Consider the following 22,941-nt stretch of genomic DNA (forward strand, 5'->3'; position numbering starts at 1 on the left):
ATGAAGTTTGCGGTACTTGTATTTCCTGGCTCCAACTGTGATATCGATTGCTACAAAGCAGTCGAAGACACCATCGGCCAGTCGGTTGATTACGTATGGCACACGACTACGGATTTGTCCGCTTATGACGCAATTCTAGTGCCGGGCGGCTTCTCCTACGGCGACTACCTGCGCTGCGGCGCAATCGCACAATTCGCAAGCGTGATGGGCGAAGTGAAAAAAGCGGCCGAAGCAGGCAAGTATATCCTGGGCATTTGCAATGGGTTCCAAATCTTGACGGAGGCTGGCCTTCTGCCAGGCGCATTGATTCGCAACAACGGACTGAAGTTCCGCTGTCATCAATCGCAGCTTGAAGTGGTGAACAACAGCATTCCTTTTACAAACCAATATTCGCAAGGCGAAATTATAAATATTCCTATCGCTCACGGCGAGGGCAACTACTATTGCGACGACGCAACGCTGGCTGAGCTCAAAGCGAACGATCAAATCATTTTCCGCTATGCGGGCGACACGAACCCTAACGGTTCGGTTGAGAACATTGCGGGCATCAGCAACATAGCAGGCAACGTAGTAGGAATGATGCCGCATCCAGAGCGCGCAATTGATCAATTGCTCGGCTCGGAAGACGGCAAACGGATGTTTACATCGATTTTGAATGCATGGAGGGAACAACATGGCGCAGCAGTTAACAGCTAAAGAACCGACAGCGGAGCAAATTGCCGAGCAAAAGATTTACAGCCAGTTTGGCGTATCCGATTATGAGTTTGAGCTGATTTGTGGATTTCTAGGCCGTAAACCTAACTATACAGAGATCGGCGTATTCAGCGTCATGTGGTCAGAGCACTGCTCTTACAAAAACTCCAAGCCGATCCTAAAGAAATTCCCGATTACGGGACCTCGCGTTCTAATGGGACCGGGCGAAGGCGCGGGTATCGTAGATATCGGCGACAACCAAGCGGTTGTATTCAAAATCGAATCGCATAACCATCCGTCGGCGGTTGAGCCTTACCAAGGCGCAGCAACGGGCGTTGGCGGCATTATCCGCGACATTTTCTCCATGGGCGCTCGTCCGATCGCTTTGCTGAACAGCTTGCGTTTCGGTCGCCTAGAAAATGAACGCGTTAAATATTTGTTCGAGCATGTCGTCAGCGGTATCGCTGGCTACGGCAACTGTATCGGTATTCCGACGGTTGCAGGCGAGGTTATGTTCGATGAGAGCTACGAGGGCAACCCGCTCGTTAACGCCATGTGCGTAGGCCTAATCGATCATGATAAAATTCAGCGCGGCGTCGCTAAAGGGGTAGGCAACCCGGTATTCTACGTAGGTCCTGCTACTGGCCGCGACGGTATTCACGGCGCTACATTCGCATCCGTAGAGCTTTCCGAGGAATCCGAAGAGAAGCGTACGGCGGTACAAGTCGGCGATCCATTCATGGAGAAGCTGGTTATGGAAGCGACGCTTGAGCTTATCGATTCCGGTATCGTGCTTGGCATTCAAGATATGGGAGCAGCAGGTCTTACTTGCTCCAGCGCAGAGATGGCTTCCAAAGCGGGCAACGGCCTTGAGCTTTACCTTGATGAGGTGCCGCAGCGCGAGACAGGCATGACGCCTTATGAAATGATGCTTTCCGAGTCGCAAGAGCGTATGCTCTTCGTCGTAGAGCCGCAGCATGAAGCGCAAGCGAAAGAAATTTTTGACCGTTGGGGCATTATTTGCGCCAAAGTAGGTAAAGTAACTGATGACGGACGTCTCCGCTTGTTCCACCAAGGCCAAGAGGTTGCCGATATGCCGGTTAAAGCGCTCGTTGACGAGTGCCCTGTATACGACAAGCCTTCCAAAGAGCCTGCTTACTACAGCGAAAATGGAGCAGTAGACACTTCGGCTTATGAAGAAGTAACCGATTTGACTGGCGCGCTGGAGAAGGTTCTTGCTTCCCCTACAGTTGCTAGCAAAGAGTGGGTTTACAATCAATATGACTACATGGTTCGTACATCAACAGCTGTTCAACCAGGCTCCGATGCGGCAGTCGTAACGATTCGCGGCACGCGCAAGGCGCTTGCGATGACAACGGACTGTAACGGACGTTACGTATATCTAGATCCAGAAGTAGGCGGACGAATTGCAGTAGCAGAAGCAGCACGTAACATCGTGTGCTCCGGCGCTGAGCCGCTTGCTGTAACAGACAACCTGAACTTCGGTAACCCGGAGAAGCCGGAAGTGTTCTGGCAGCTTGAGAAATCGGCAGACGGCATGTCTGAGGCTTGCGTCGTGCTAAATACGCCGGTAATCGGCGGAAACGTAAGCTTGTACAACGAGAACGCTAAGGGCGCCATCTACCCGACACCGGTAATCGGTATGGTCGGTCTCGTACATGACATTGACCACATTACGACACAAGGCTTCAAAGCAGAAGGCGACGTTATTATTCTCGTTGGCGAGACAAAAGCGGAGCTAGGCGGAAGCGAGCTGCAATACGTATTGCAAGGCGCTGCTGCAGGCCGTCCTCCTGAAATTGATCTTGCAACTGAGAAAAAGGTTTTGGATGCCGTGCTTGGCGCTATTCAAAAAGGTCTTGTGGCATCGGCTCATGACTTGTCCGAAGGCGGTATCGCCGTTGCAGTTGCAGAATCATGTATCAGCGGACGCCTTGGCGCGGAAGTGGCATTGACGTCTGAGCTGCGCGCGGATCACTTGTTGTTCAGCGAATCGCAGTCCCGTATCTTGCTTTCGGCTAAGCCTGAGCAAGCGGCAGCATTGCAAGCCCTGCTTACAGAGCAAGGCGTCGTTCATGCGCAAATCGGTAATGTTAAAGGCAGCAGCCTGACCATAAGCGTTAACGGAAAAGCCGGCATTCAGGCGCCGGTACAACAACTGGAGAAGGTCTGGAAGGATGCGATTCCATGTCTGATGAAATAAGACAGGAGCCTTTGCTGTGGACAGGAGATCACTATAACGAAGGCATTGGCCGTGACGATATTTTTGACAAATTGCGTGAGGAATGCGGCGTGTTCGGGGTATTCAATCTCCCCGAAGCGTCCAACCTCTCTTATTACGGGCTTCATGCGCTTCAGCACCGCGGAGAGGAAAGCGCGGGAATCTGTACCGTTGATACGAAGAACGGCAACAAGTTCGCTTATCACCGCGGCATGGGCCTTGTAAAAGAAGTATTCGACAAAGAAAAGCTCGATATGCTTGCCGGTGACCGTTCCATCGGTCATGTGCGTTACTCGACAGCAGGAGAGAGCAAGCTTGCCAACGCGCAGCCGCTTATTTTCCGCTATAGAGATGGCGACCTTGCGGTTGCGACGAACGGCAATATCGTAAACGCGCCGGAAATCCGCCATGAGCTGGAAATGTCGGGCTCGATCTTCCAAACGTCCAGCGACACGGAAGTGATTGCACATCTTATCGCGCGCTCGTCGAAGGATTTCGAGACGGCTGCGAAGGAAGCGTTGCAGCGCATTGTCGGCGGCTTTGCTTTCCTTATTATGACCAATGACAAGCTGCTTGTTGCGTCTGATCCGCATGGCTTGCGTCCGCTCGTAATGGGCCGCATCGGCGATGGTTATGTATTCTCCTCCGAATCCTGCGCGTTTGAGACGATTGGCGCTGTGTATGAGCGTGATGTTCAGCCGGGCGAATTGCTTATTTTGGACGTGAACGGCATGCGCGAGGATCGTTACGCGAAGGTTGACCGCCGCGCGACCTGCGCGATGGAATACATTTATTTTGCCCGCCCGGACAGTGATATTAATGGCATTAACATCCACTCGGCACGCAAACGGATGGGACGCCAGCTCGCTACGGAATCGTTCGTTGATGCGGATATCGTAACGGGCGTTCCCGATTCGAGTATCTCGGCAGCGATTGGCTATGCAGAGCAAACGGGCATTCCGTACGAGCTTGGCTTGATCAAAAACAAATACACCGGCCGGACGTTCATCCAGCCTTCTCAAGAGCTTCGCGAGAAAGGCGTCAAAATGAAGCTGTCCGCCGTTCGTAAAGTCGTAGAAGGAAAACGCGTCGTCATGATTGACGATTCGATCGTGCGCGGCACGACGTCTCTGCGTATCGTGAACCTGCTTCGCGAGGCGGGAGCGACTGAGGTGCATGTTCGGATTACATCGCCTCCTTTCAAAAACCCTTGCTACTACGGCATCGATACGCCGGATCGCAAGGAGCTCATCGCTTCTTCCCGTACGGTTGAAGAAATCCGGAAGCAAATCAACGCGGACTCTTTATCCTTTTTGAGCGATCAAGGCTTTGTTGAATCGGTTGGCGGCAATGACGGAGCGTATAATCGCGGCATGTGTCTAGCGTGCTTCGATAATGACTACCCAACGCCGGTTAACGAAGAGTCGGATAAAAGTTGCAGCTGTTAATAGCATATAAGATTAACCCTATGGAGCGATTGCTGCTCATAAATTAGTTAAGGAGTTGACCGAGAGTGTCAGAAGCGTACAAAAAAGCCGGCGTCGATATCGCGGCAGGCAACGAAGCGGTTGAACGGATGAAGAAGCACGTAAAGCGGACTTACCGTCCTGAGGTGCTGGCAGAGCTTGGCGGCTTTGGCGGTCTGTTCAGCCTGAACAAGGACAAGTACGATGAGCCTGTGCTCGTGTCTGGAACGGATGGCGTCGGAACGAAGCTGAAGCTTGCTTTTGCAATGGACAAGCATGACACGATCGGCATTGATGCCGTTGCTATGTGCGTGAACGATATTATCGTACAAGGCGCGGAGCCGTTGTTCTTCCTCGATTACTTGGCATGCGACAAGGTTGTGCCTGAGAAAATCGAAGCGATCGTTAAAGGGATCGCGGAAGGCTGCGTGCAAGCAGGCTGTTCCTTGATCGGCGGCGAGACGGCTGAAATGCCTGGCATGTATCAAGGCGGAGAATACGATATTGCCGGCTTTACGGTTGGTATTGTAGATAAGAAAAAAATGATCGACGGCTCGACAATCGCTGCTGGCGACGCTGTAATCGGCTTCGCATCAAGCGGCATTCACAGCAACGGCTTCTCGCTAGTTCGCCGTTTGCTTCTTGAAGATGCGGGCTACTCGCTTGATCAAGAGCTGGAAGAGCTTGGCGGCGCGAAGCTTGGCGACGTGCTGATCGAACCAACTCGCATCTACGTGAAATCAACGCTTAAGCTGGTTGAGCAAGTAGAAGTGAAGGGTATGGCGCATATTACGGGCGGCGGCTTTATCGAGAACATTCCGCGGGTTCTGCCTGATGGCGTGAACGTTGACGTGGAATACGGTTCTTGGCCGATTTTGCCGATCTTTGATTTGATGCAAACTAAAGGCGGCATTACGAATCGTGATATGTTCACGACTTTTAATATGGGTATTGGCCTCGTTGTAGTTGTACCGGCTGATCAAGCAAATGAAGCTCTTCGCATTGCAGCTGAGCTTGGTGAGCAGGCTTACCGTATCGGAACGGTTACGGAAGGAAGCCGCATCGTGACGTTTACGGGAGCGGACGTATAATGGGAACACTTCGCATCGCTGTTTTCGCTTCGGGACAAGGTACGAACTTCCAAGCGATTGTAGATGCGGTGCAGGAGGGGAAGCTCGATGTAACCATCGAGCTTCTTGTTTGTGACAAGCCTGCCGCTCCCGTTGTGGAGCGCGCACGGAAGGCTGGCGTGGACACGTTCCTGTTCACGCCAAAGGAATATCCGTCTCGCGAGGCTTATGAGACGGAAATCATCGCCGAGCTTCAACGCCGCGGCGTGGAGCTGATCGTGCTTGCGGGCTACATGCGCATTATCACGTCAGTGCTCGTTGAGCCGTTCTACGGCAGGATGATTAACATTCATCCTGCGCTGCTGCCGGCATTTCCCGGCGTGAACGGCATAGGGCAAGCGCTGGCGTACGGCGTCAAGCTGACCGGCGCCACTGTTCACTACGTCGACGGCGGCATGGACAGCGGTCCGATTATCGCGCAGCGCGCAGTTGAAGTAGCGGACGACGATACCGAAGACTCGCTCGCAGAGCGCATTCATACAGCCGAGCAAGCGCTGCTGCCTGTCGTTATTCAGCAGATCGCGCAGGGCCGCGTCTCGCTGAACGGGCGCCACGTAACGGTTAGCAGCCGCTAGTGCAGCAGCAAGGTGGGATAGAGCTAGAAAATAGCTCTATTCCACAAACTTCGGCTCTTTTGTGCGAAATAGGTCTAGAATCTAGACCTATTGCCAGCAGCAGCGGCGGGAATGAGCTCGTACGGGGTTAGTTGGAGAGAATAGAGCTAGAAAATAGCTCTATTCCACAAACTTCGGCTCTTTTGTGCGAAATAGGTCTAGAATCTAGACCTATTGCCAGCAGCAGCGGCGGGAATGAGCTCGTACGGGGTTAGTTGGAGAGAATAGAGCTAGAAATTAGATCTATTCCACAAGCTTCGGCTCATTAGAGCGAAATAGGTCTAGAATCTAGACCTATTGCCAGCAGTAGCGGCGGAAATGAGCTCATACGGGGTTAGTTGGAGAGAATAGAGCTAGAAAATAGCTCTATTCCGCAAGCTTCGGCTCATTAGAGCGAAATAGGTCTAGAAACTAGACCTATTTGCCTGCCGGCGGGAATGAGCTCATACGGGGTTAGTTGGAGAGAATAGAGCTAGAAAATAGCTCTATTCCACAAGCTTCGGCTCATTAGAGCGAAATAGGTCTAGAAACTAGACCTATTGCCAGCTGTAGCGGCGGAAACGAGCTCAATTTGGGGTTGCATCTACCTTAGAGTATGGAATGGTATTGTGGATCGGACGATTGGAAGGCTTTCTTTTGAGATAAGCAAAGGTTTGGTCAAATAGATGAGGAGGTATTTGCGTGGCTATTCGTAGAGCGTTAATTAGTGTTTCCGATAAGTCGGGAATCGTGGAGTTTTCCAGAGAGTTGGCAAGCCAAGGTGTGCAAATCATTTCGACGGGCGGTACGTTCAGCCTGCTTCAAAAGGAAGGCGTACCGGTTATCGGCATTTCCGATGTGACGGGCTTCCCGGAAATTTTGGATGGACGCGTGAAGACGCTTCACCCAGCTGTGCATAGCGGATTGCTTGCCGTACGTGATGATGAAGAGCATCAAAAGGCGATGAAGGAGCTTGGTCTAGACTACATCGACCTCGTAATTGTTAACCTTTATCCGTTCAAAGAAACGATCGCGAAGCCAGACGTATCGTATGAGGATGCCATCGAGAACATCGATATCGGCGGGCCAACTATGCTGCGTTCCGCTGCTAAGAACCACGCATTCGTTACGGTTGTTGTTGATGCAGGCGACTATGGCACGATTCTAGAAGAAGTAAAAGCACAGGGCGACACTACTCTTGAAACACGCAAACGTCTGGCTGCAAAAGTATTCCGTCACACGGCGGCATACGATTCCCTAATCTCGGATTACCTCTCCAAGCAAATGGGCGAGCCGCTTCCTGAGACTTATACCGTTACTTACGAGAAGGTGCAGGATCTTCGTTACGGCGAGAACCCGCATCAGAAAGCTGCTTTCTACAGCAAGCCGCTTGCAGCGGCAGGCAATGTAACGACGGCTGAGCAGCTGCACGGCAAAGAGCTTTCTTACAACAACATCAGCGACGCCAACGCTTCGCTCGCAATCTTGAAAGAGTTCGACGAGCCAGCGGTTGTTGCCGTTAAACATATGAACCCATGCGGCGTAGGTATCGGAGCAACGATTCACGAGGCTTACCAAAAAGCATACGCAGCAGACCCTACCTCGATCTTTGGCGGTATCGTTGCGGCTAACCGTACGATTGGCGCTGACACAGCTGAGCTGCTTAGCGGCATTTTCCTCGAAATCATCATTGCGCCAGACTTCACGCCTGAGGCGCTTGATATTTTGACGAAGAAGAAAAACATTCGTTTGCTCAAGCTGGGCGAGCTGTCCGCAGCTGGCGAGCGCAAGCCGGAATGGCTTGTGACATCGGTTGACGGCGGCATGCTTGTACAAGAAAGCGACGTTCACAGCGTGACAGAAGCGGATCTGCAGTTCGTAACGGATCGCAAGCCGACTGCGGAAGAGCTGAAGCAGCTTCTATTCGGCTGGAAGGTTGTTAAGCACGTTAAATCCAATGCGATTTTGCTTGCGAAGGATGACATGACGATCGGCGTTGGCGCTGGCCAAATGAACCGCGTTGGCGCGGCTCGCATTGCGATTGAGCAAGCGGGCGAAGCAGCTAAAGGAGCAGCGCTTGCTTCCGATGCATTTTTCCCAATGGGCGATACGGTAGAGCTTGCGGCAAAAGCGGGCATTACAGCCATCATCCAGCCAGGCGGCTCCATTAAGGACGAAGAGTCTATCGCTGCGGCGAATGCAAACAACATTGCAATGGTGTTCACAAGCGTACGCCACTTCAAGCACTAGATTCGTAGGGAAGCTATTCTATTGCAGCCGCATGCTTACGACAGGAAGCTGGCGAAGGCGGCGGCTGTATCTGTTTCATATAGTCAAATAGGGGGTTAGTGGATATGCGTATTTTGGTAGTAGGCGGCGGCGGACGTGAGCATGCCATCGTCTGGGCGCTTAAGAAGAGCGAGAAGGTTAAAGATATTTATTGCGCGCCCGGCAATGCCGGTATTGCACAGCTTGCGGATTGCGTGCCGATTGCAGTCAGTGATTTCGACGAGCTGATCCGCTTTGCGAAGGATGCATCGATTGATCTTGTCTTTGTAGGCCCGGATGATCCGCTTGCGGATGGCATCGTAGACGCGTTCGAGGCAGCCGGCATTCAGGCGTATGGCCCTCGCAAAAACGCGGCGGAAATCGAAGGCAGCAAAATTTTCATGAAAAATTTGCTTAAGAAGTACGATATTCCAACTGCGAAATACGAAACGTTCACCGATTACGAGACAGCTTCCGCGTACCTTCGCGAGCAAACGGCTCCAATCGTTATCAAAGCGGACGGCTTGGCTGCGGGCAAAGGAGTAACAGTTGCGGCTACGCTTGAAGAAGCGGAGCAAGCGCTGCGCGAGATGATGGTCGATAAAGTGTTTGGCCAAGCAGGCAGCCAAATCGTAATCGAAGAATGCCTAGTCGGTCAAGAAATGTCGATTCTAGCTTTCGTTGATGGCGAAACGGTTCGCGCTATGGTTCCCGCACAGGATCATAAGCCGATTTTTGACGGTGACAAAGGCCCGAATACGGGCGGCATGGGCACCTATACGCCGCTTCCGCATATCGATCAAGCGATTATTGATGAATCTATCCAGAACATCATTATTCCTACCGCAAAAGCGATGGTTAGCGAAGGCAGGCCGTTCCGCGGCGTTTTGTTCGCAGGCCTAATGATTACAAAAGACGGCCCTAAAACAATCGAGTTTAATGCGCGCATGGGCGATCCGGAAACGCAGGTCGTATTGCCACGTTTGCAAACGGATTTGGTCGACATCGTGCTTGCATCCCTTAGCGGCAACCTAGACCAGTTGGACATTCAGTGGAGCGACGAAGCAGCCGTTTGCGTCGTTGTCGCATCAGAAGGCTACCCAGCTTCGTATCCAAAGGGCAGAGTCATTACTGGACTTGCAGAAGCAGAAGAGCAAGGCGCGCTCATCTTCCACGCCGGTACTGCCGAGAAGGACGGGGAATTCGTTACTAACGGCGGACGCGTGCTTGGCATCGTAGGCCTTGGCCGCGATATCGCGGAAGCGCGTGCCCGCGCCTACGAAGCCGTCAGCGTCATAGACTTTGAAGGCAAGCAAAACCGTACGGACATTGCAGCAAAAGCACTTATATAAGCAAAAAGCAGGCTTTGCTTGCTATCCAGGTATAAAGAGAGACCGACCCATTGCGATGCTCGTTTAGAGCAGCGTGAGGGGTCGGTTTTTGTCTTATTAGGGCGGCCTTAGCTTTCTGGCTGGCCTTTTTTTGTTCGCTGAATGTGTCAGATCCACTCGAAAGGTGTTACTTATTTGTAACTCTATTAATTTGCAGTAGGGTTACAATCAATCTATCAGCGAGGAATAGTAGGTGAGTGGAATGGCAAAAGCAAAAAAGCATCGGCGCAATATTTTTACAGGGATCATTATGGCTGCTGTGTTAGTGTTGATCAGCGGCTGCTCGGCAAGCGAGTCTTTCAGTTTGGCATCTTTTTTGAGCAGTGAGAAGTCCCCTGTTGTAAACGAGGGCAGCGTTGGGAAGGGGCCACAGATGGCAGACGGAGCAGGCGCCACTGGGGATGTCGTTATCGTAGGCAATAGCGGCACCGCCGAAGGTGGTGGAATTATCCAAGGCAGCTTCGAGGGAGAACCGTCCACAGGCGAGGCGATTGACCCCCCTAACACACAAACGGACGGAGATAAGCCGGATGCAACAGCAACGGACAAACCGGACGCAACGGCAACGGACAAACCGGACGCAACGGCAACGGACAAGCCGGATGCAACAGCAACGGACAAACCGGACGCAACGGCAACGGACAAACCGGATGCAACGGCAACGGACAAACCGGACGCAACGGCAACGGACAAACCGGACGCAACGGCAACGGACAAGCCAGATGCACCACCATCAGCCGGAAAGCCGGACAAAGCTGTTGATAAGCTGGACAAGCCTGATATGCCTGTATCGGAAGCGAAGCCTAGCAAGAGCGATAAGCTGATCGCGCTCACGTTCGATGACGGGCCGGATCAGCGTTATACGACCGATATTTTGGATATCCTGAAGGAAAAAGGTGTAAAGGCTACTTTTTTTGTAGTCGGACAACAGGTGAGTAAAAATCCAGAGGTGCTTCAGCGCATCGTGGACGAAGGGCATGCAGTTGGCAATCATACTTACAATCATAAGGATTTATCGAAGCTGAATAAGCAGCAAATCATCGAGGAAGTTAAAACAGGCGATGCGGCGATCAAGAAAGCAATAGGCTATACACCTGCCATGGTCCGCGCACCATACGGCGCTGTATCGGATACGCTGAAGGGGGTATTAAAATCGAATAATCGTGAATTAGTCGGTTGGAACATAGATACGCGGGATTGGGCAGGCACTTCGGCAGCCAATATCCGCAAAATGATTAAGAACGAGGCGAAGCCTGGTGGTATAATATTAATGCATTCTTTTGGCGGCAAGCATATTAAGAACACGGTACAAGCTCTGCCAGACGTCATTGATGATTTGGTGAAAAAGGGTTATACGCTCGTTACCGCCGATCAAATCGATTAACACGGTTACATGCACGAGGAGGCTTTAAAGTTGGATGACGGAAGTGATACTAATGCCAAGCATAGGCGTGGGAAAATAATGTGTTGGAGCTTTCTGCTCTGCGGCGCTATCTCACTCCTATTCTTGTCAACTGGCTGTCGTTATACAGCCGCGCCTGCAGATCTTCTGCAGAAGCCAGCCATTTCGCCTGAGAAGCAGGCCATTGTACAAGCGATTGAAAAAAATCTGCCTGTTTACAGCAAGCTTACGCTTCCTCTCAGGGAGGAGCATATGGAAGCGATTCGCCTAATCGATGTGGATGGAGACGACGCGAAAGAGGCCATCGTTTCTTATTACAATGAATACAGTTCACCTGAGCTTATGGTGTTTAAATATACAAATTCTTTATGGAAGCCTTGGGTGCTTGTGCAGCAGCCGCTGGCAAGAATGATCGACTGGCTGAAAATCGAGGATCTCGATAAAGACGGGCATATGGAAATTTTGATCGGGTGGATCGGCGCATTCGATAGTCCGAACGTGCTCGAGATCTACTCATTTGATTCTGCGCCAGTACGTAATGAGACGGGCAAGCTGGCGCTGAAGCCAGTGGAGTCGATGCCCTACTCCTACGGGGATACAGGCGATATTAACGAGGATGGACAGCTGGAGCTGGCGATCATTTCAGAGCTCGGAACGAATCAGGAATTGGCGCTGCCTGAATTTTATTTAACCCTTTACCATTGGAAAAACGGCGGCATGCAGGAGCTGTACACGGAAAAGCTGTATGACGGAGTCAATGGCTATGACCGTTTGCTGATCGGAAAAATATCGGAGCGGCATAGAGGGATTATTTTGGAGGCATCCACGGGGGCTCATGCTACTTATACCGCCATGTATGTGTGGGAGAGAGGCAAGCTGCGGCTCGTATATCCAAACTTCGACCTTGAGTATGAAGGGTTTAGCGGTACGCCTACGATGAGCAAGGATATTAACAGCGATGGCATATTGGAGCTGCAGTGGGCAAAGGAGGCTCCGGGCTATCCGAACGTCTCTTATGCGGATTCGAAATGGTTGAATGAATGGGTGCAATGGGATGGCAAAAATGATTTTGTGAAGGTTAGAGAGGAATTCACCGATTATCGATACGGCATGCAGCTTCAAATTCCGAAGCAATGGATGGGACGCTACACGCTGCACAGCTCGGATGAGCAATACGCCTTCGTGGCGATTGATTATTGGAATGAGGAAACGAAGGTTACGGCCAAAATGGCTACTTTATATGCTGTGCCCCAGAAGCTTTGGGAGAGCGTCGAAAATGCTTGGAAGCAGGAAATGAAGCCTTACCGGCAGCTTTTGACGGACAGCGGCAACGTGTTTGCGGTTTCGTTCGTAAATGAAGCGCCGACGGGCTGGCCCGAGGCGGAGCGGCAAGCATTCAGCGAGATGGTAGGAGTCGAAGCAGAATTCGCTTCTTCTTTGACGATTCGCAACGATTAAGAGAGAAAAGCGGGTGCTCTAAGCTATGCGAATATTATTGTTGGAGGACGAGGAGTCCATCCGCGGCTTTGTCCGTATTAATCTGAAGCGCAACGATATGGAAGTGATTGAAGCTGAAACGGGCGAAGAGGCCATGGCGCTCGCCGATACGGAAGGGCCTATCGATATCGCGCTTCTCGACGTTATGCTTCCTACGATTAGCGGCTTCGAGGTATGCGAGCAGCTTCGCTCGCAATATCCGCGAATGGGCATCATTATGCTCACGGCGAAGTCGCAGGAGGAGGATAAAATACATGGGCTGGAGCTGGGTGCTGACGATTACGTGCAAAAGCCGTTTAGCCCGGGAGAGCTCATCGCGCGCATTAAATCTCTCTATCGCAGAATGAAGCCGGAGACCGCAGCGCCGGAGCGGGAGGCCGCAGCTGCCGAAGATGGGATTGCGGCGGCTAAGGAAGGAGCTGCTGAAGTTAATGCGGCAGCGGCGGATAGACATGAAGCTGCAACGTTCGCACCCTTCGCACAGCAGCCGATTCCAATACAGCAGGTGCCTGCTCCTTATGCGACGATTTTCCATCAAGAGCTTCGCGTAGAGCCGTTTCGCTTGTCCGTTGCTGAGCGCAAGCTGTGGAAGCAGGAGAAGGAAATTATTTTGACGCCAACGGAATGGACGCTGGTCAGGCTGCTGATGGAGCGCGTAGGCGAAAGCGTCAGCCGTGACCATATTTTGACTGAGGTGTGGGGTCGGTATTATGTGGGTGACCTTAAGGTGGTTGACGTGAACATCAGGCGAATCCGCCAAAAAATCGAGAAAAATCCGTCTGATCCCGCTTTTATTGAAACGGTTTGGGGCTATGGCTATCGGTGGAAGAGAGGCTGCGTCGAATGAAAAGCGTGCAAACGAGAATGGTGTGGAGCTATTTGCTGCTCATCGTGCTTGTCGTCAGCGTACTCGGCGGCGTGTTCGCGGCTTTGATGTGGAACTATTATTACGGGAGCGCGCAGAGCTCGGTCAAGCAAAGAGCGGAGTCGGCGTTATCGCTGCATAGCCGTTCACTTTCCTCGTTAACCGTGCAGGATCAAGGCGATTATATGCTGCAATATATGGTAGAGAGCAGCACCAGGCTGCAATTGCTCGACAGCACCGGCCAAATACGGATTGACTCGGATGGCTTTGCGCCGGATATCCATTATACGACAGCTGACGTGAAGGCGGCTATTGCCGGGAAGTCCGGGAGCTGGCGCGGCATAGATCCGTACTATGGCGAGCGCGTCATGTCGGTGACCATTCCGCTCTGGAATGAAACGCGAGTCGTATCCATGCTGCGTTATTCAGCTTCATTGAAGCAAGTGGATGCGATGGTCAGCCTGCTCATTCGAATGGCAGCCGCAGTTGGTGTGGGAGTCGTGCTGCTGTTTCTCGGTTTAAGCTTATTTCTCGCGCAGCGTATTGTAAAGCCGATCCGCGAGCTCACGCGGGCGGCACGCTACATGGCTGAGGGGGACTGGACGCGGCGGGCTGTACATCGGAACGATGATGAAATCGGACAGTTGGCTGAAACCTTTAATGCGATGGTCATGGAGCTGAGCAAGCGGGAAAAGCTTAAGGACGATTTTATATCATCGATTTCGCATGAGCTGCGCACCCCTTTGACCTCCATAAAAGGATGGAGTGAGACGCTAAAGGAAAGCGAGCCTACCGAGGATGACGAGGAGGTTAAGCTAGGCCTCTCGATTATTAGCAAGGAGACGGAACGGCTATCGGGGCTTGTCGAGGATTTGCTCGATTTCTCGAAGCTTTCTGCGCGAACGATGGAGCTGCACAGCGAGGTGCTTGATTTCAACAGTCCGGTTAAGGAGACCGTTAATCAATTGGCTGTACGCGAGGAGCACACACGGGTACGGATACTTGCCAACTATGGAAAAAGCCCGATCGTCGTGCGAGGGGATGCGAATCGGCTCAAGCAGGTCATTATTAACCTAATTGACAATGCGCTTAAGTTTACGCCAGCGGGCGGAACGATACGAGTCGCCACTACGATTGAACAGGACCAGGCGATGCTCACTGTAGCGGATACCGGCTGTGGGATCGAAGCAGAGGATCTGCCGCATGTAACGGAAAAGTTTTATAAGGCAAACACAGGTCAAGGCGGTTCTGGGCTTGGACTGGCGATTTGCAAAGAAATCATAGAGCTCCACGGCGGCCAGCTTACGATAGACAGCGAGCGTGGAGCCGGTACGATTGTGACGATTCGAGTGCCGATTATGCATGAGGAGTAATCCTCTGCTTATTGGTGCCCCGATCGTCATTCTTTATAGAACAACAATTTCCGATTGGCAATCACATAAATAACGGCAACAACAGTTCCTAGGATAAGCAGGAAGGAAAGCCAATGTTCCTTCAGCCATTCAATCCACAAAGGCATGGAAGCACCTCCTAAAAGTTTTGTGAAGCAAAACTTGCTTCGTAAGCGTGAGCTTTAAAGTTTTGTGAAGCAAAACTTGCTTCGTAAGCATGGGCTTTAAAGTTTTGTGAAGCAAAACTTGCTTCATGTTATTTCATGTGCATAGTATGTCCCGATTAAGCGGCAAAATAATGATCGCAAGCCTGATATGGCATAATAACCGAGGATAACTCCGCGAACGGGTTTATTTTCCTTTGTGTGATTGACAGGCTGAGAGCAGTGATGCTATTATGGGTTTATCGTTAATTCAAAGTATACGGGTAGGAATTATTATATATAAGCTATCAGGAGGTTATCGGGATGGAAAAGCACTTGACGCTGCGACACGACGGGCTTGAGCTTGCGGCAACGCTGCATTACCCCACTGACGGGAACAAAACCGATTCAGAGAAAAGGCAAGCCATTATTATATGCCATGGATTCATTGGCTCCCGTGTAGGAGTTGATCGTTTATTTGTGAAAACGGCGCGCGCGCTCGCAGCGCAAGGCTCTTACGTCCTGCGCTTTGATTACGGCGGATGTGGCGAGAGCAGCGGCGATTATGGCGCGCTTGGCTTCGATTCGATGGTAGACCAAACAAGAAGCGCGATCGATTATGTGGCAAGCATGGAATGTGTGGATCCGCTTCGAATCGTATTGCTTGGCCATAGTCTTGGCGGGGCGGTTGCGATTATGACGGCCGTTAAGGACAGACGGGCAAAGCGGCTTGTGCTATGGTCACCGGTTGCTTATCCTTTTAATGATATTGTGCGAATCGTCGGACGCAGCAGCTATGATAATGCGGTTACGACAGGCAGCTCGGATTACCAAGGCTATACGCTGCAGCCTGTGTTTTTCGAGTCGCTGCTTCAGCATCAGCCGTTTCAAGCGGCGACTAGATTTGGCGGGGAGGTGCTGCTTGTCCATGGAACGAGCGATGAGCTCATTCCAGTCGACTATAGCTTCCTCTACCAGAAGGTTTTCTGGACGCGCAGCGAAGGCTTATGCGACAAGGAAATTATTTTTCAAGCGAATCATACGTATTCTGCCCGCGAACATCAGGAGGGAGCGATTCGCGTTACCTCAGAGTGGCTGAACGGTCTCGACAAGCAGCAAGAGGATTGGCATCACTGGAGTATATAAGCGAGTTAAATAGGATGAAAAGAAGGGGCGAGCTTTTTTTGATTATAAAAAAGCTTGCTTCTTCTTATTTGGTTTGGCGTTTGTATTTGCCGTTATCTTATTTGTCGAGACATACGTCCTGAATTGTGTTTAAATGGAAGTTAAGTGAAAACGAATACAAGCTGAGCAAAGCGGGAAAAGGCAGGGTTTGTGCATGAATAAAAAAATTAAAAATTCGGCAGTTTTGCTATTATTGTCGCTCAGTCTATTTCTAACGGCATGCAGCGGGGGCAACGGAGGCAACGAATCTCCGGAGCAAACGAGTGAAACGAGCGAACCGACGGTCATGGCTGAGCCCGTTGCTACGGCTGTGCCGCTACCTTTTGATGCGCCGTTAACCGGATTGAAGCTAGAGAAGGCTGCTACTGCAAGGCCGATTGTCGTCATGATCAACAATTTTGCAGCAGCTCGTCCGCAATCGGGGCTGACAAACGCTGATGTCATTTGGGAAGTGCTTGCGGAAGGCGGCATTACACGGTTGATTGCCGTATTTCAAAGTACAAGCGCAGCAACGGATACCATTGGTCCGATCCGCAGCATCAGGCCTTATCTGATCGATATTGGGGATAGCTTTGGAGCGGTGCTCGCCCATGCAGGCGCCAGCAACGACGGCTATGCGGTTTTGCAGCGGCAGGGCAAGCCCTATTTGGATGAAATTTCGAATGCGGGCAGCTATTTCTGGAGAAGCAAGGAACGGAAAGCGCCGCATAATCTTTATTCGAGCTTGGAGAAGCTGCGTACGGGCGCTGAGAAGAAAAAATACAGCATGGATAAGCAGGTTCCGCCTTATACGTTTGCGGAAGCGGGTTCTACGGAGATCGGCGTTCCGGCAAGCGACATTACGGTATCCTTTTTACTCAAAAATTATAGTGTGGGCTACAAATACGATTCGGCGGCTGGATTATACAAACGTTCGATCGGCGACAAGCCGCATATTGACCTAAATAATAACGAGCAGCTTTCGGCTGCGAATCTAGTCGTGCTTGGTGCGGATCACAAGACGCTGGACAATGAAGGGCGGCTTTCCGTGGACCTGAATGAGGGAGGCTCGGCGATTTTGTTCCAGAAGGGTAAAGCGATCGAAGCGGAATGGGTACGTGCTTCCGATGGCATGATTAGAATCGTGATAAACGGGGAAGAGCTGCCATTTGTTCCGGGCAAAACATTCTTTCATATCGTGCCGAACAATCCGACATTCGAAGGACATGTTACATGGGTACAATCGTAGTAGTTTGGAAACACTGTTAACAGACGTTAACGGATGAGCTTCCAAGGATAGAAGGGACGCAATCTTGTTTCGAGATTGTGTCTTTTTTATGTTTTTTATGAAAATTAAAAAGTTTTCTTAAAACCTTTACATTCTCTTAACAATTCACATGTAAACTATGTTAAGATATTGTGGGCTCACAACAGTACGCCTAAACATCAAGTCGGATAAAGGGGATTACGATGTTCAAGAAAAAGGATATTTTCTTTAAGACGTTCGAAGAAATGGCAGACGCCATTGTTGAGGCAGTTGAGTATTTCGCCAAAGGCCTATCAGATCTATCGGATGTATCAGCTTTCGCTAAGACGATGAAGGAATACGAGAGCAAATGCGACAAATACGTGCATACGATTTTGAAGGAATTGAACAAAACGTTCATCACTCCGATCGAGCGCGAGGATATTATGGCCCTTACTACTTCGCTTGATGATGTGCTTGATGGCATTGAAGCTTGCGCGTCCCGGTTTGAGATGTACAACATTCGTGAAAAGGATGAGTACATAACGCTGTTCGGCGATATTCTAGTTCGTTCATCTCACCAAATTAAGAAGGCTATCTACTTGTTGACAGAGCGTAAACTGCTTGCGATTCGCGAGCCGAACATTGCGCTTAACGAGCTGGAGAACCAAGCGGATGACCTGCTTCGGGTCTGCATCAAGAGCTTATTTACGAATGTCAAAGATCCAATTGAACTGATGAAGCGCAAAGAGATTTACGAGATGCTGGAGCAAACGACCGACTTCTGCGAAGATGTGGCTAATACGCTGGAATCGATCATTATGCGTAACAGCTAATCTGAGGAGTAGGAGTATTACACAATGGATTTAATCGTTCTATGGATTGTTGTCTTTTTGGCGCTTTCGTTTGATTTTATAAATGGGTTTCACGATACGGCGAACGCGATTGCAACAGCCGTATCCACGCGGGCATTAAAGCCTCGCGTCGCAATCGTTATGGCTGCCGTCATGAACTTCGTCGGTGCAGTTACTTTTACGGGCGTTGCAGCGACTATAGGTAAAGGCGTCGCCAATCCGGCGGAGCTGGAGCATGGCGTTCCAATTGTTATCGCAGCATTGTTGTCGGCAATCGCTTGGAATTTGCTTACATGGTGGTTCGGTATTCCTTCCTCATCCTCACATGCTTTGATTGGCTCTCTTGCAGGAGCAGTCATCGGCGGTGCAGGCATGAGCGCCATTAACTCCGGCGGTCTGATCAAAATCGTTCAAGCGTTGATTTTTTCACCGCTGATCGCTTTCTCTGCTGGTTTTATCATCATGTGGATTTTGAAATTGATTTTTGCCAAATCAAGTCCGCATCAAGTGAATAAAGGTTTCCGGTTTGGCCAAATTCTCACGGCTGCGTTCCAATCGTTCTCGCACGGCACGAATGACGCTCAAAAAGCGATGGGCATTATCGTATTTGCCCTTGTTGCATCCGGCCTTCAGACGACGATGGACGTTCCGCTCTGGGTTAAGATTTCCGCTGCGACAGCAATGGCGCTAGGTACATCGGTTGGCGGCTGGAAAATTATTAAGACGATGGGTACAAAAATTTTCAAAATCGAGCCGATCAACGGTTTCGCGGCAGATATCGGTTCTGCTGCCGTTATCCTAACGGCAACGATGATCCACTTGCCCGTTAGTACAACTCATGTTATTACTTCGTCAATCCTCGGTGTTGGTAGTGCAAAACGCTTCTCCGCTGTAAAATGGGGAGTGGCAGGCCGTATCATCGTAGCCTGGATTATTACGATTCCGATTACTGTTTTAATGGCGATGTTCTTCTATTGGATTATTCACTTCTTCTTCCTATAAGATGGAGTGACAATGAGATAGTGAGGAAAACCTCACTCGCCATGAGCTTCCGCTCATGGGGATTGAGATTTTTCTCACTATTTTTTGTGTTCTCTGCAGGTCGATTGGATGGACTGCGACGTGCAAATCGCTGTGGACAACCGCTGGCGAATCACGGCGAAAATTGCGCGTATGCACATAATTAGTAACAGCTGTGTATGAATAATGGAACTGTACGCATCTTTTAGTTGTGCAGCTTTTTAGGGATAGGAATGTCTGCTGGGTAAGGGATGAAAGGCGCTACAATTGTGGATACATCCGTAGTTTCGCGTGATTTTATGTATGATCGATGTAGTGCATGGTGCGGGATATTCACATGGAAGCCTAGCTGTGCAAGTTATGCGCAGAGAAGGCTGCCGAAACATGTCGAAGGTTGCACTTGTGCACAGGCGAATTGATTATTCAAGCGTTAAATGGAATAAATGCTGTGGACAGGCAGGGAATATGCGTTATCCACAACCGGATAACCCTTTAATGGATGTGTGAAATGGTGCATAAATGAATAAAGTGTCAGAATAATTTGATTTATGCACAAATCGACCACAGCTGTGGATGAAATGAATACACCCTGATTGCTGCGCATAGCGCTCGGCAATCAGGGTGTATTTCTTGAAGGAGATGATCAACGGCGCTTTGGCTTGCGGCGACGTGCCCCGTTGCCCGCTCCGGTGCCCGAAGCAGGTTTGCGACGCTTGCGGCGTTTTGGTTTCCATTCAACTTCATCGTCATCCGATTTGTCGGGTTTTTTGAAGGAGCCCATGAGCACTTTGACAAGCGGTGCCATTTGGGAGACGCTAGACATCACCTTCTGTACTTTCGTAACGGTTGTAAGGATACCGTCGATGCCGCCAATGCGGTCGACAAAACCTTTGATTTCGGTTAGGTTGGGTAGATTGGAAAGGGAGAAGCCGCCTGCTTTGGAAGTGGCGGTCGTTTCGATTATCTCAGCTGTTGACTCCGGTATGACGGCGGGCAGGATATCCTGCGTTGGCGGCGTCACTGTTGCTGGCGGCATAGTTGGCAGGTCTGCGGCAAAGCTGAAGCCGGTTGACTTTGCGCCAGATGACTTGCTCAGCTGCTCTGCCGCTAGGCGCTCTCTGCCGTGCCAATCATAATGCTGGTTGCCGGTACCGGGGTTATTGCGATAATTCACACGGATCACAACCCTTCTTTTATAATAGTCTATGGGGTAGGCGAACATAAGGATTGGACGAATGTCCCGAGTGCGGAATTTTTTCTAGATAAATGCCCTGTGCTTGTATGCGTGTATGCTTCAAAAAGCAACCGCTTGGTTCTTCCGTTCTGTAAAGCGTGAATACGGTAATGTTTGAAAAAAACAGGTAAAAAAGATACAATAGTTACATTAGTTTTAATAGGAGTGAATACGAATGCAGCTTAAAAAACTTAACGATAAAGCAATAGATCAATTATTCGAAGCGATTCTCACATTGAAATCAGTTGAGGAATGTTATGTGTTCTTTGACGATTTGTGCACGGTGAATGAGATTCAATCCTTATCTCAAAGACTTGAAGTTGCGCGTATGCTGGGCAAGGGCAGTACATACAATGCAATCGAGGCGGAGACAGGTGCCAGCACGGCAACGATCTCCAGAGTGAAGCGTTGTTTGAATTACGGCAATGACGGGTATAAAATGGCTTTAGAGCGTCTTGGAAGGTAGGTTCCGTCAATGAAGCCTGGCATTCTCATTATTAGTCACGGCTCCAGGGAAACCGCTTGGGTACAGCTAGTCGATCATGCGATTGCGGCAGCGGCTTTGTCGCCGCGCTTGTCAAACGTTCCAATCATGTCGTCCTTTCTTGAAATTGTCGAGGGACGGCTTATTCAGGATGGAATCGATGCTCTTGAGGAGCAAGGTGTGACGGATATGTTCGTCGTGCCGCTGTTCCTATCTTCAGGCAGCACGCACGTGGATGAAATCGGGCAAGCCTTCGGTTTTCCATGGGTTTCGGATTTGGAAGGCGATCTTGGCACGTTCCGCGTTTCTGCCAATGTTCATTATGGAGTGCCGATTGACGACGATCCGGAAATCGCAGAGCTGCTCGCGATGAATATTGCAGAGCTGTCCTCGGAGCCAGAGAAGGAAGCTTTACTGTTGATAGGCCACGGAAGCAAGGAAAAGGTATTCCATGAGCGCTGGCAGGAAGGGCTGATGAAGCTCGGTGAGCGTCTTCGAGTGCTTGGCGGTTATAAGCGTGCCGAATATGCGATGCTTCTGCCCGATCAAGCAGCGGCTAAGCTTGCAGCGATGCAGGCGGCTAATCCGGAGGAAGCGGTTATCGTGGTGCCGCTGTTCCTGAGCCAGGGTTATTTTACGAACCATGTCATTCCAACGCGTCTTGCTGGGCTTGAGTATCGGTATAACGGCAGAGCGATGCTGCCACATGCAGCGATTGAACGATGGTTGGAGCGACAGATGTACATGGGCTTGCAGCGTTTAAATAATTAAGTAGACATATCGTCTGGAACATAGAAGATTGGTTGATTGGATGGTTAGGAGTGAACCGGGATGGCAATCAAACGGGCGAGATTAATTTATAACCCGACATCGGGAAGAGAAGAAATGAAAAAACGTCTGCCTGATATTCTCCAGCGGCTTGAGCAGGGCGGTATTGAAACGAGCTGCCACGCGACGGTTGGTGAAGGAGATGCGACCATTGCGGCAGCGGATGCGGCGGATCGCGGCTATGATATGATCATTGCTGCGGGTGGCGACGGTACGCTGTACGAAGTTATTAATGGTTTGGCGGCTAAGGCGAATCGGCCTCCGCTTGGCATATTGCCGGTGGGAACGACCAATGACTTTGCGCGGGCGACAGGCATTCCGAAGCATTGGGAGTATGCGGTCGATCTGATCATCCAACAATATACGCGGCCGATTGATGTCGGCAAGGCGAATGAGCGGTATTTTATCAACATTGCCGGGGGCGGCTCCTTGACGGAGTTGACCTATGATGTGCCTAGTAAGCTGAAGACGATGATCGGGCAGTTGGCATATTATATGAAGGGCATGGAGAAAATGACCCGCCTTCGCCCGACTGAGCTGACCTTTCAAGCGGCCGGCGTCGGAGAATTTCATGACGAGTTTATGATGTTCCTCATTTGCAACAGCAACTCGGTCGGCGGCTTCGAGCGTCTCGCGCCTGACTCCAAGCTGGATGACGGCTTATTGGATGTGCTGCTGATTCGCAAGTGCAACCTGCCGGAATTTATTAAGCTTGTGACGCTCGCGCTGCGCGGCGAGCATCTGAACGATCCGCATGTGATCCACTTCCGCACGGATGAGCTGAAGGTCACAACGCCGGATTATGTCCAAATAAACCTCGATGGCGAATATGGCGGCGTGCTGCCATGCACATTCTCGGTGCTGCCGTCGCATCTGCGTATTTTTGCGGATGAGACTGGTGAGTCGACGTATCGCTAAGCGCGGTTCTTCGGATGTAACAGGTGAGTCAGCATTCGCTAAGCACGGATGGATATTGTAATTAGGGAATAATGGATAGTGGAACGATGAAACAATAGAACAATGAAACGAT

19 protein-coding genes are annotated in these 22,941 nt (G+C 50.7%); 18 read left to right on the forward strand and 1 reads right to left on the reverse strand.

The window, feature by feature from the left end:
* The 15 genes from purQ (at nt 1) to HI950_RS16755 (ending at nt 19,347) form a co-directional block, all read left to right on the forward strand.
* Nucleotides 1-696: a phosphoribosylformylglycinamidine synthase subunit PurQ gene (gene purQ, locus HI950_RS16685; RefSeq protein ID WP_169086072.1), complete on the forward strand. Its 696-nt coding sequence runs from the start codon at nt 1-3 to the stop codon at nt 694-696.
* Nucleotides 674-2,917, forward strand: coding sequence for a phosphoribosylformylglycinamidine synthase subunit PurL (gene purL / locus HI950_RS16690; RefSeq protein ID WP_169086074.1), 2,244 nt, complete (start codon nt 674-676; stop codon nt 2,915-2,917). The genes purQ and purL overlap by 23 nt, the downstream gene beginning before the upstream one ends.
* Complete coding sequence (gene purF / locus HI950_RS16695; protein ID WP_169086076.1) at nt 2,902-4,383, forward strand: amidophosphoribosyltransferase; 1,482 nt, start codon at nt 2,902-2,904, stop codon at nt 4,381-4,383. Before purL ends, purF begins: the two co-directional genes overlap by 16 nt.
* Nucleotides 4,384-4,448: 65 nt before the next feature.
* Nucleotides 4,449-5,492 (forward strand): phosphoribosylformylglycinamidine cyclo-ligase, encoded by a 1,044-nt coding sequence (gene purM, locus HI950_RS16700; RefSeq protein ID WP_169086078.1) that lies wholly within the window; start codon nt 4,449-4,451, stop codon nt 5,490-5,492.
* Complete coding sequence (gene purN / locus HI950_RS16705) at nt 5,492-6,106, forward strand: phosphoribosylglycinamide formyltransferase (RefSeq protein ID WP_169086080.1); 615 nt, start codon at nt 5,492-5,494, stop codon at nt 6,104-6,106. The genes purM and purN overlap by 1 nt, the downstream gene beginning before the upstream one ends.
* Before the next feature lie 720 nt (nt 6,107-6,826).
* The gene (gene purH / locus HI950_RS16710; RefSeq protein WP_169089713.1) at nt 6,827-8,374 is read left to right on the forward strand and encodes a bifunctional phosphoribosylaminoimidazolecarboxamide formyltransferase/IMP cyclohydrolase; all 1,548 of its coding nucleotides are present in this window, start codon (nt 6,827-6,829) and stop codon (nt 8,372-8,374) included.
* 104 nt (nt 8,375-8,478) lie between these two features.
* On the forward strand, nt 8,479-9,744 hold the full coding sequence (gene purD / locus HI950_RS16715; RefSeq protein WP_169089715.1) for a phosphoribosylamine--glycine ligase: 1,266 nt from the start codon (nt 8,479-8,481) through the stop codon (nt 9,742-9,744).
* Between the two features lie 241 nt (nt 9,745-9,985).
* Complete coding sequence (locus tag HI950_RS16720) at nt 9,986-11,167, forward strand: polysaccharide deacetylase family protein (protein WP_169089717.1); 1,182 nt, start codon at nt 9,986-9,988, stop codon at nt 11,165-11,167.
* A 30-nt stretch (nt 11,168-11,197) separates the two neighbouring features.
* Nucleotides 11,198-12,643, forward strand: a complete 1,446-nt coding sequence (locus HI950_RS16725; RefSeq protein ID WP_169089719.1) for a hypothetical protein — start codon at nt 11,198-11,200, stop codon at nt 12,641-12,643.
* 25 nt (nt 12,644-12,668) lie between these two features.
* A complete protein-coding gene (locus HI950_RS16730) occupies nt 12,669-13,529 on the forward strand; it encodes a response regulator transcription factor (RefSeq protein WP_169089721.1) in 861 nt (286 codons plus the stop codon).
* Nucleotides 13,526-14,920 (forward strand): sensor histidine kinase, encoded by a 1,395-nt coding sequence (locus tag HI950_RS16735; RefSeq protein ID WP_169089723.1) that lies wholly within the window; start codon nt 13,526-13,528, stop codon nt 14,918-14,920. Before HI950_RS16730 ends, HI950_RS16735 begins: the two co-directional genes overlap by 4 nt.
* A 485-nt stretch (nt 14,921-15,405) precedes the next feature.
* Entirely contained in the window at nt 15,406-16,227 is an 822-nt protein-coding gene (locus tag HI950_RS16740; RefSeq protein WP_169089725.1) for an alpha/beta hydrolase, read from the forward strand.
* A gap of 193 nt (nt 16,228-16,420) precedes the next feature.
* A complete protein-coding gene (locus HI950_RS16745) occupies nt 16,421-17,494 on the forward strand; it encodes a DUF3048 domain-containing protein (RefSeq protein WP_169089727.1) in 1,074 nt (357 codons plus the stop codon).
* 221 nt (nt 17,495-17,715) lie between these two features.
* Nucleotides 17,716-18,327: a DUF47 domain-containing protein gene (locus HI950_RS16750; RefSeq protein ID WP_065386477.1), complete on the forward strand. Its 612-nt coding sequence runs from the start codon at nt 17,716-17,718 to the stop codon at nt 18,325-18,327.
* A 24-nt stretch (nt 18,328-18,351) separates the two neighbouring features.
* Nucleotides 18,352-19,347 carry an inorganic phosphate transporter gene (locus tag HI950_RS16755; protein ID WP_169089729.1) on the forward strand — a complete coding sequence of 332 codons (996 nt, stop codon included), beginning with the start codon at nt 18,352-18,354 and terminating at the stop codon, nt 19,345-19,347.
* Nucleotides 19,348-20,008: 661 nt separating this feature from the next.
* On the opposite strand, the gene HI950_RS16760 is transcribed toward HI950_RS16755, so the two are convergent.
* Nucleotides 20,009-20,539 (reverse strand): hypothetical protein, encoded by a 531-nt coding sequence (locus tag HI950_RS16760; RefSeq protein WP_169089731.1) that lies wholly within the window; start codon nt 20,537-20,539, stop codon nt 20,009-20,011.
* Between the two features lie 235 nt (nt 20,540-20,774).
* Here HI950_RS16760 and HI950_RS16765 point away from each other — a divergent pair, with 235 nt between their 5' ends.
* The 3 genes from HI950_RS16765 (at nt 20,775) to HI950_RS16775 (ending at nt 22,829) form a co-directional block, all read left to right on the forward strand.
* Nucleotides 20,775-21,065 (forward strand): YerC/YecD family TrpR-related protein, encoded by a 291-nt coding sequence (locus tag HI950_RS16765; RefSeq protein ID WP_053372669.1) that lies wholly within the window; start codon nt 20,775-20,777, stop codon nt 21,063-21,065.
* A gap of 9 nt (nt 21,066-21,074) precedes the next feature.
* Entirely contained in the window at nt 21,075-21,854 is a 780-nt protein-coding gene (locus tag HI950_RS16770; protein ID WP_169089734.1) for a sirohydrochlorin chelatase, read from the forward strand.
* Nucleotides 21,855-21,920: 66 nt separating this feature from the next.
* Nucleotides 21,921-22,829: a diacylglycerol kinase gene (locus HI950_RS16775; protein ID WP_187768115.1), complete on the forward strand. Its 909-nt coding sequence runs from the start codon at nt 21,921-21,923 to the stop codon at nt 22,827-22,829.
* Nucleotides 22,830-22,941: the final 112 nt, after the last annotated feature.

It is taken from the genome of Paenibacillus sp. PL91 (assembly GCF_012935325.2).
Taxonomy (GTDB): Bacteria; Bacillota; Bacilli; order Paenibacillales; family Paenibacillaceae; genus Pristimantibacillus.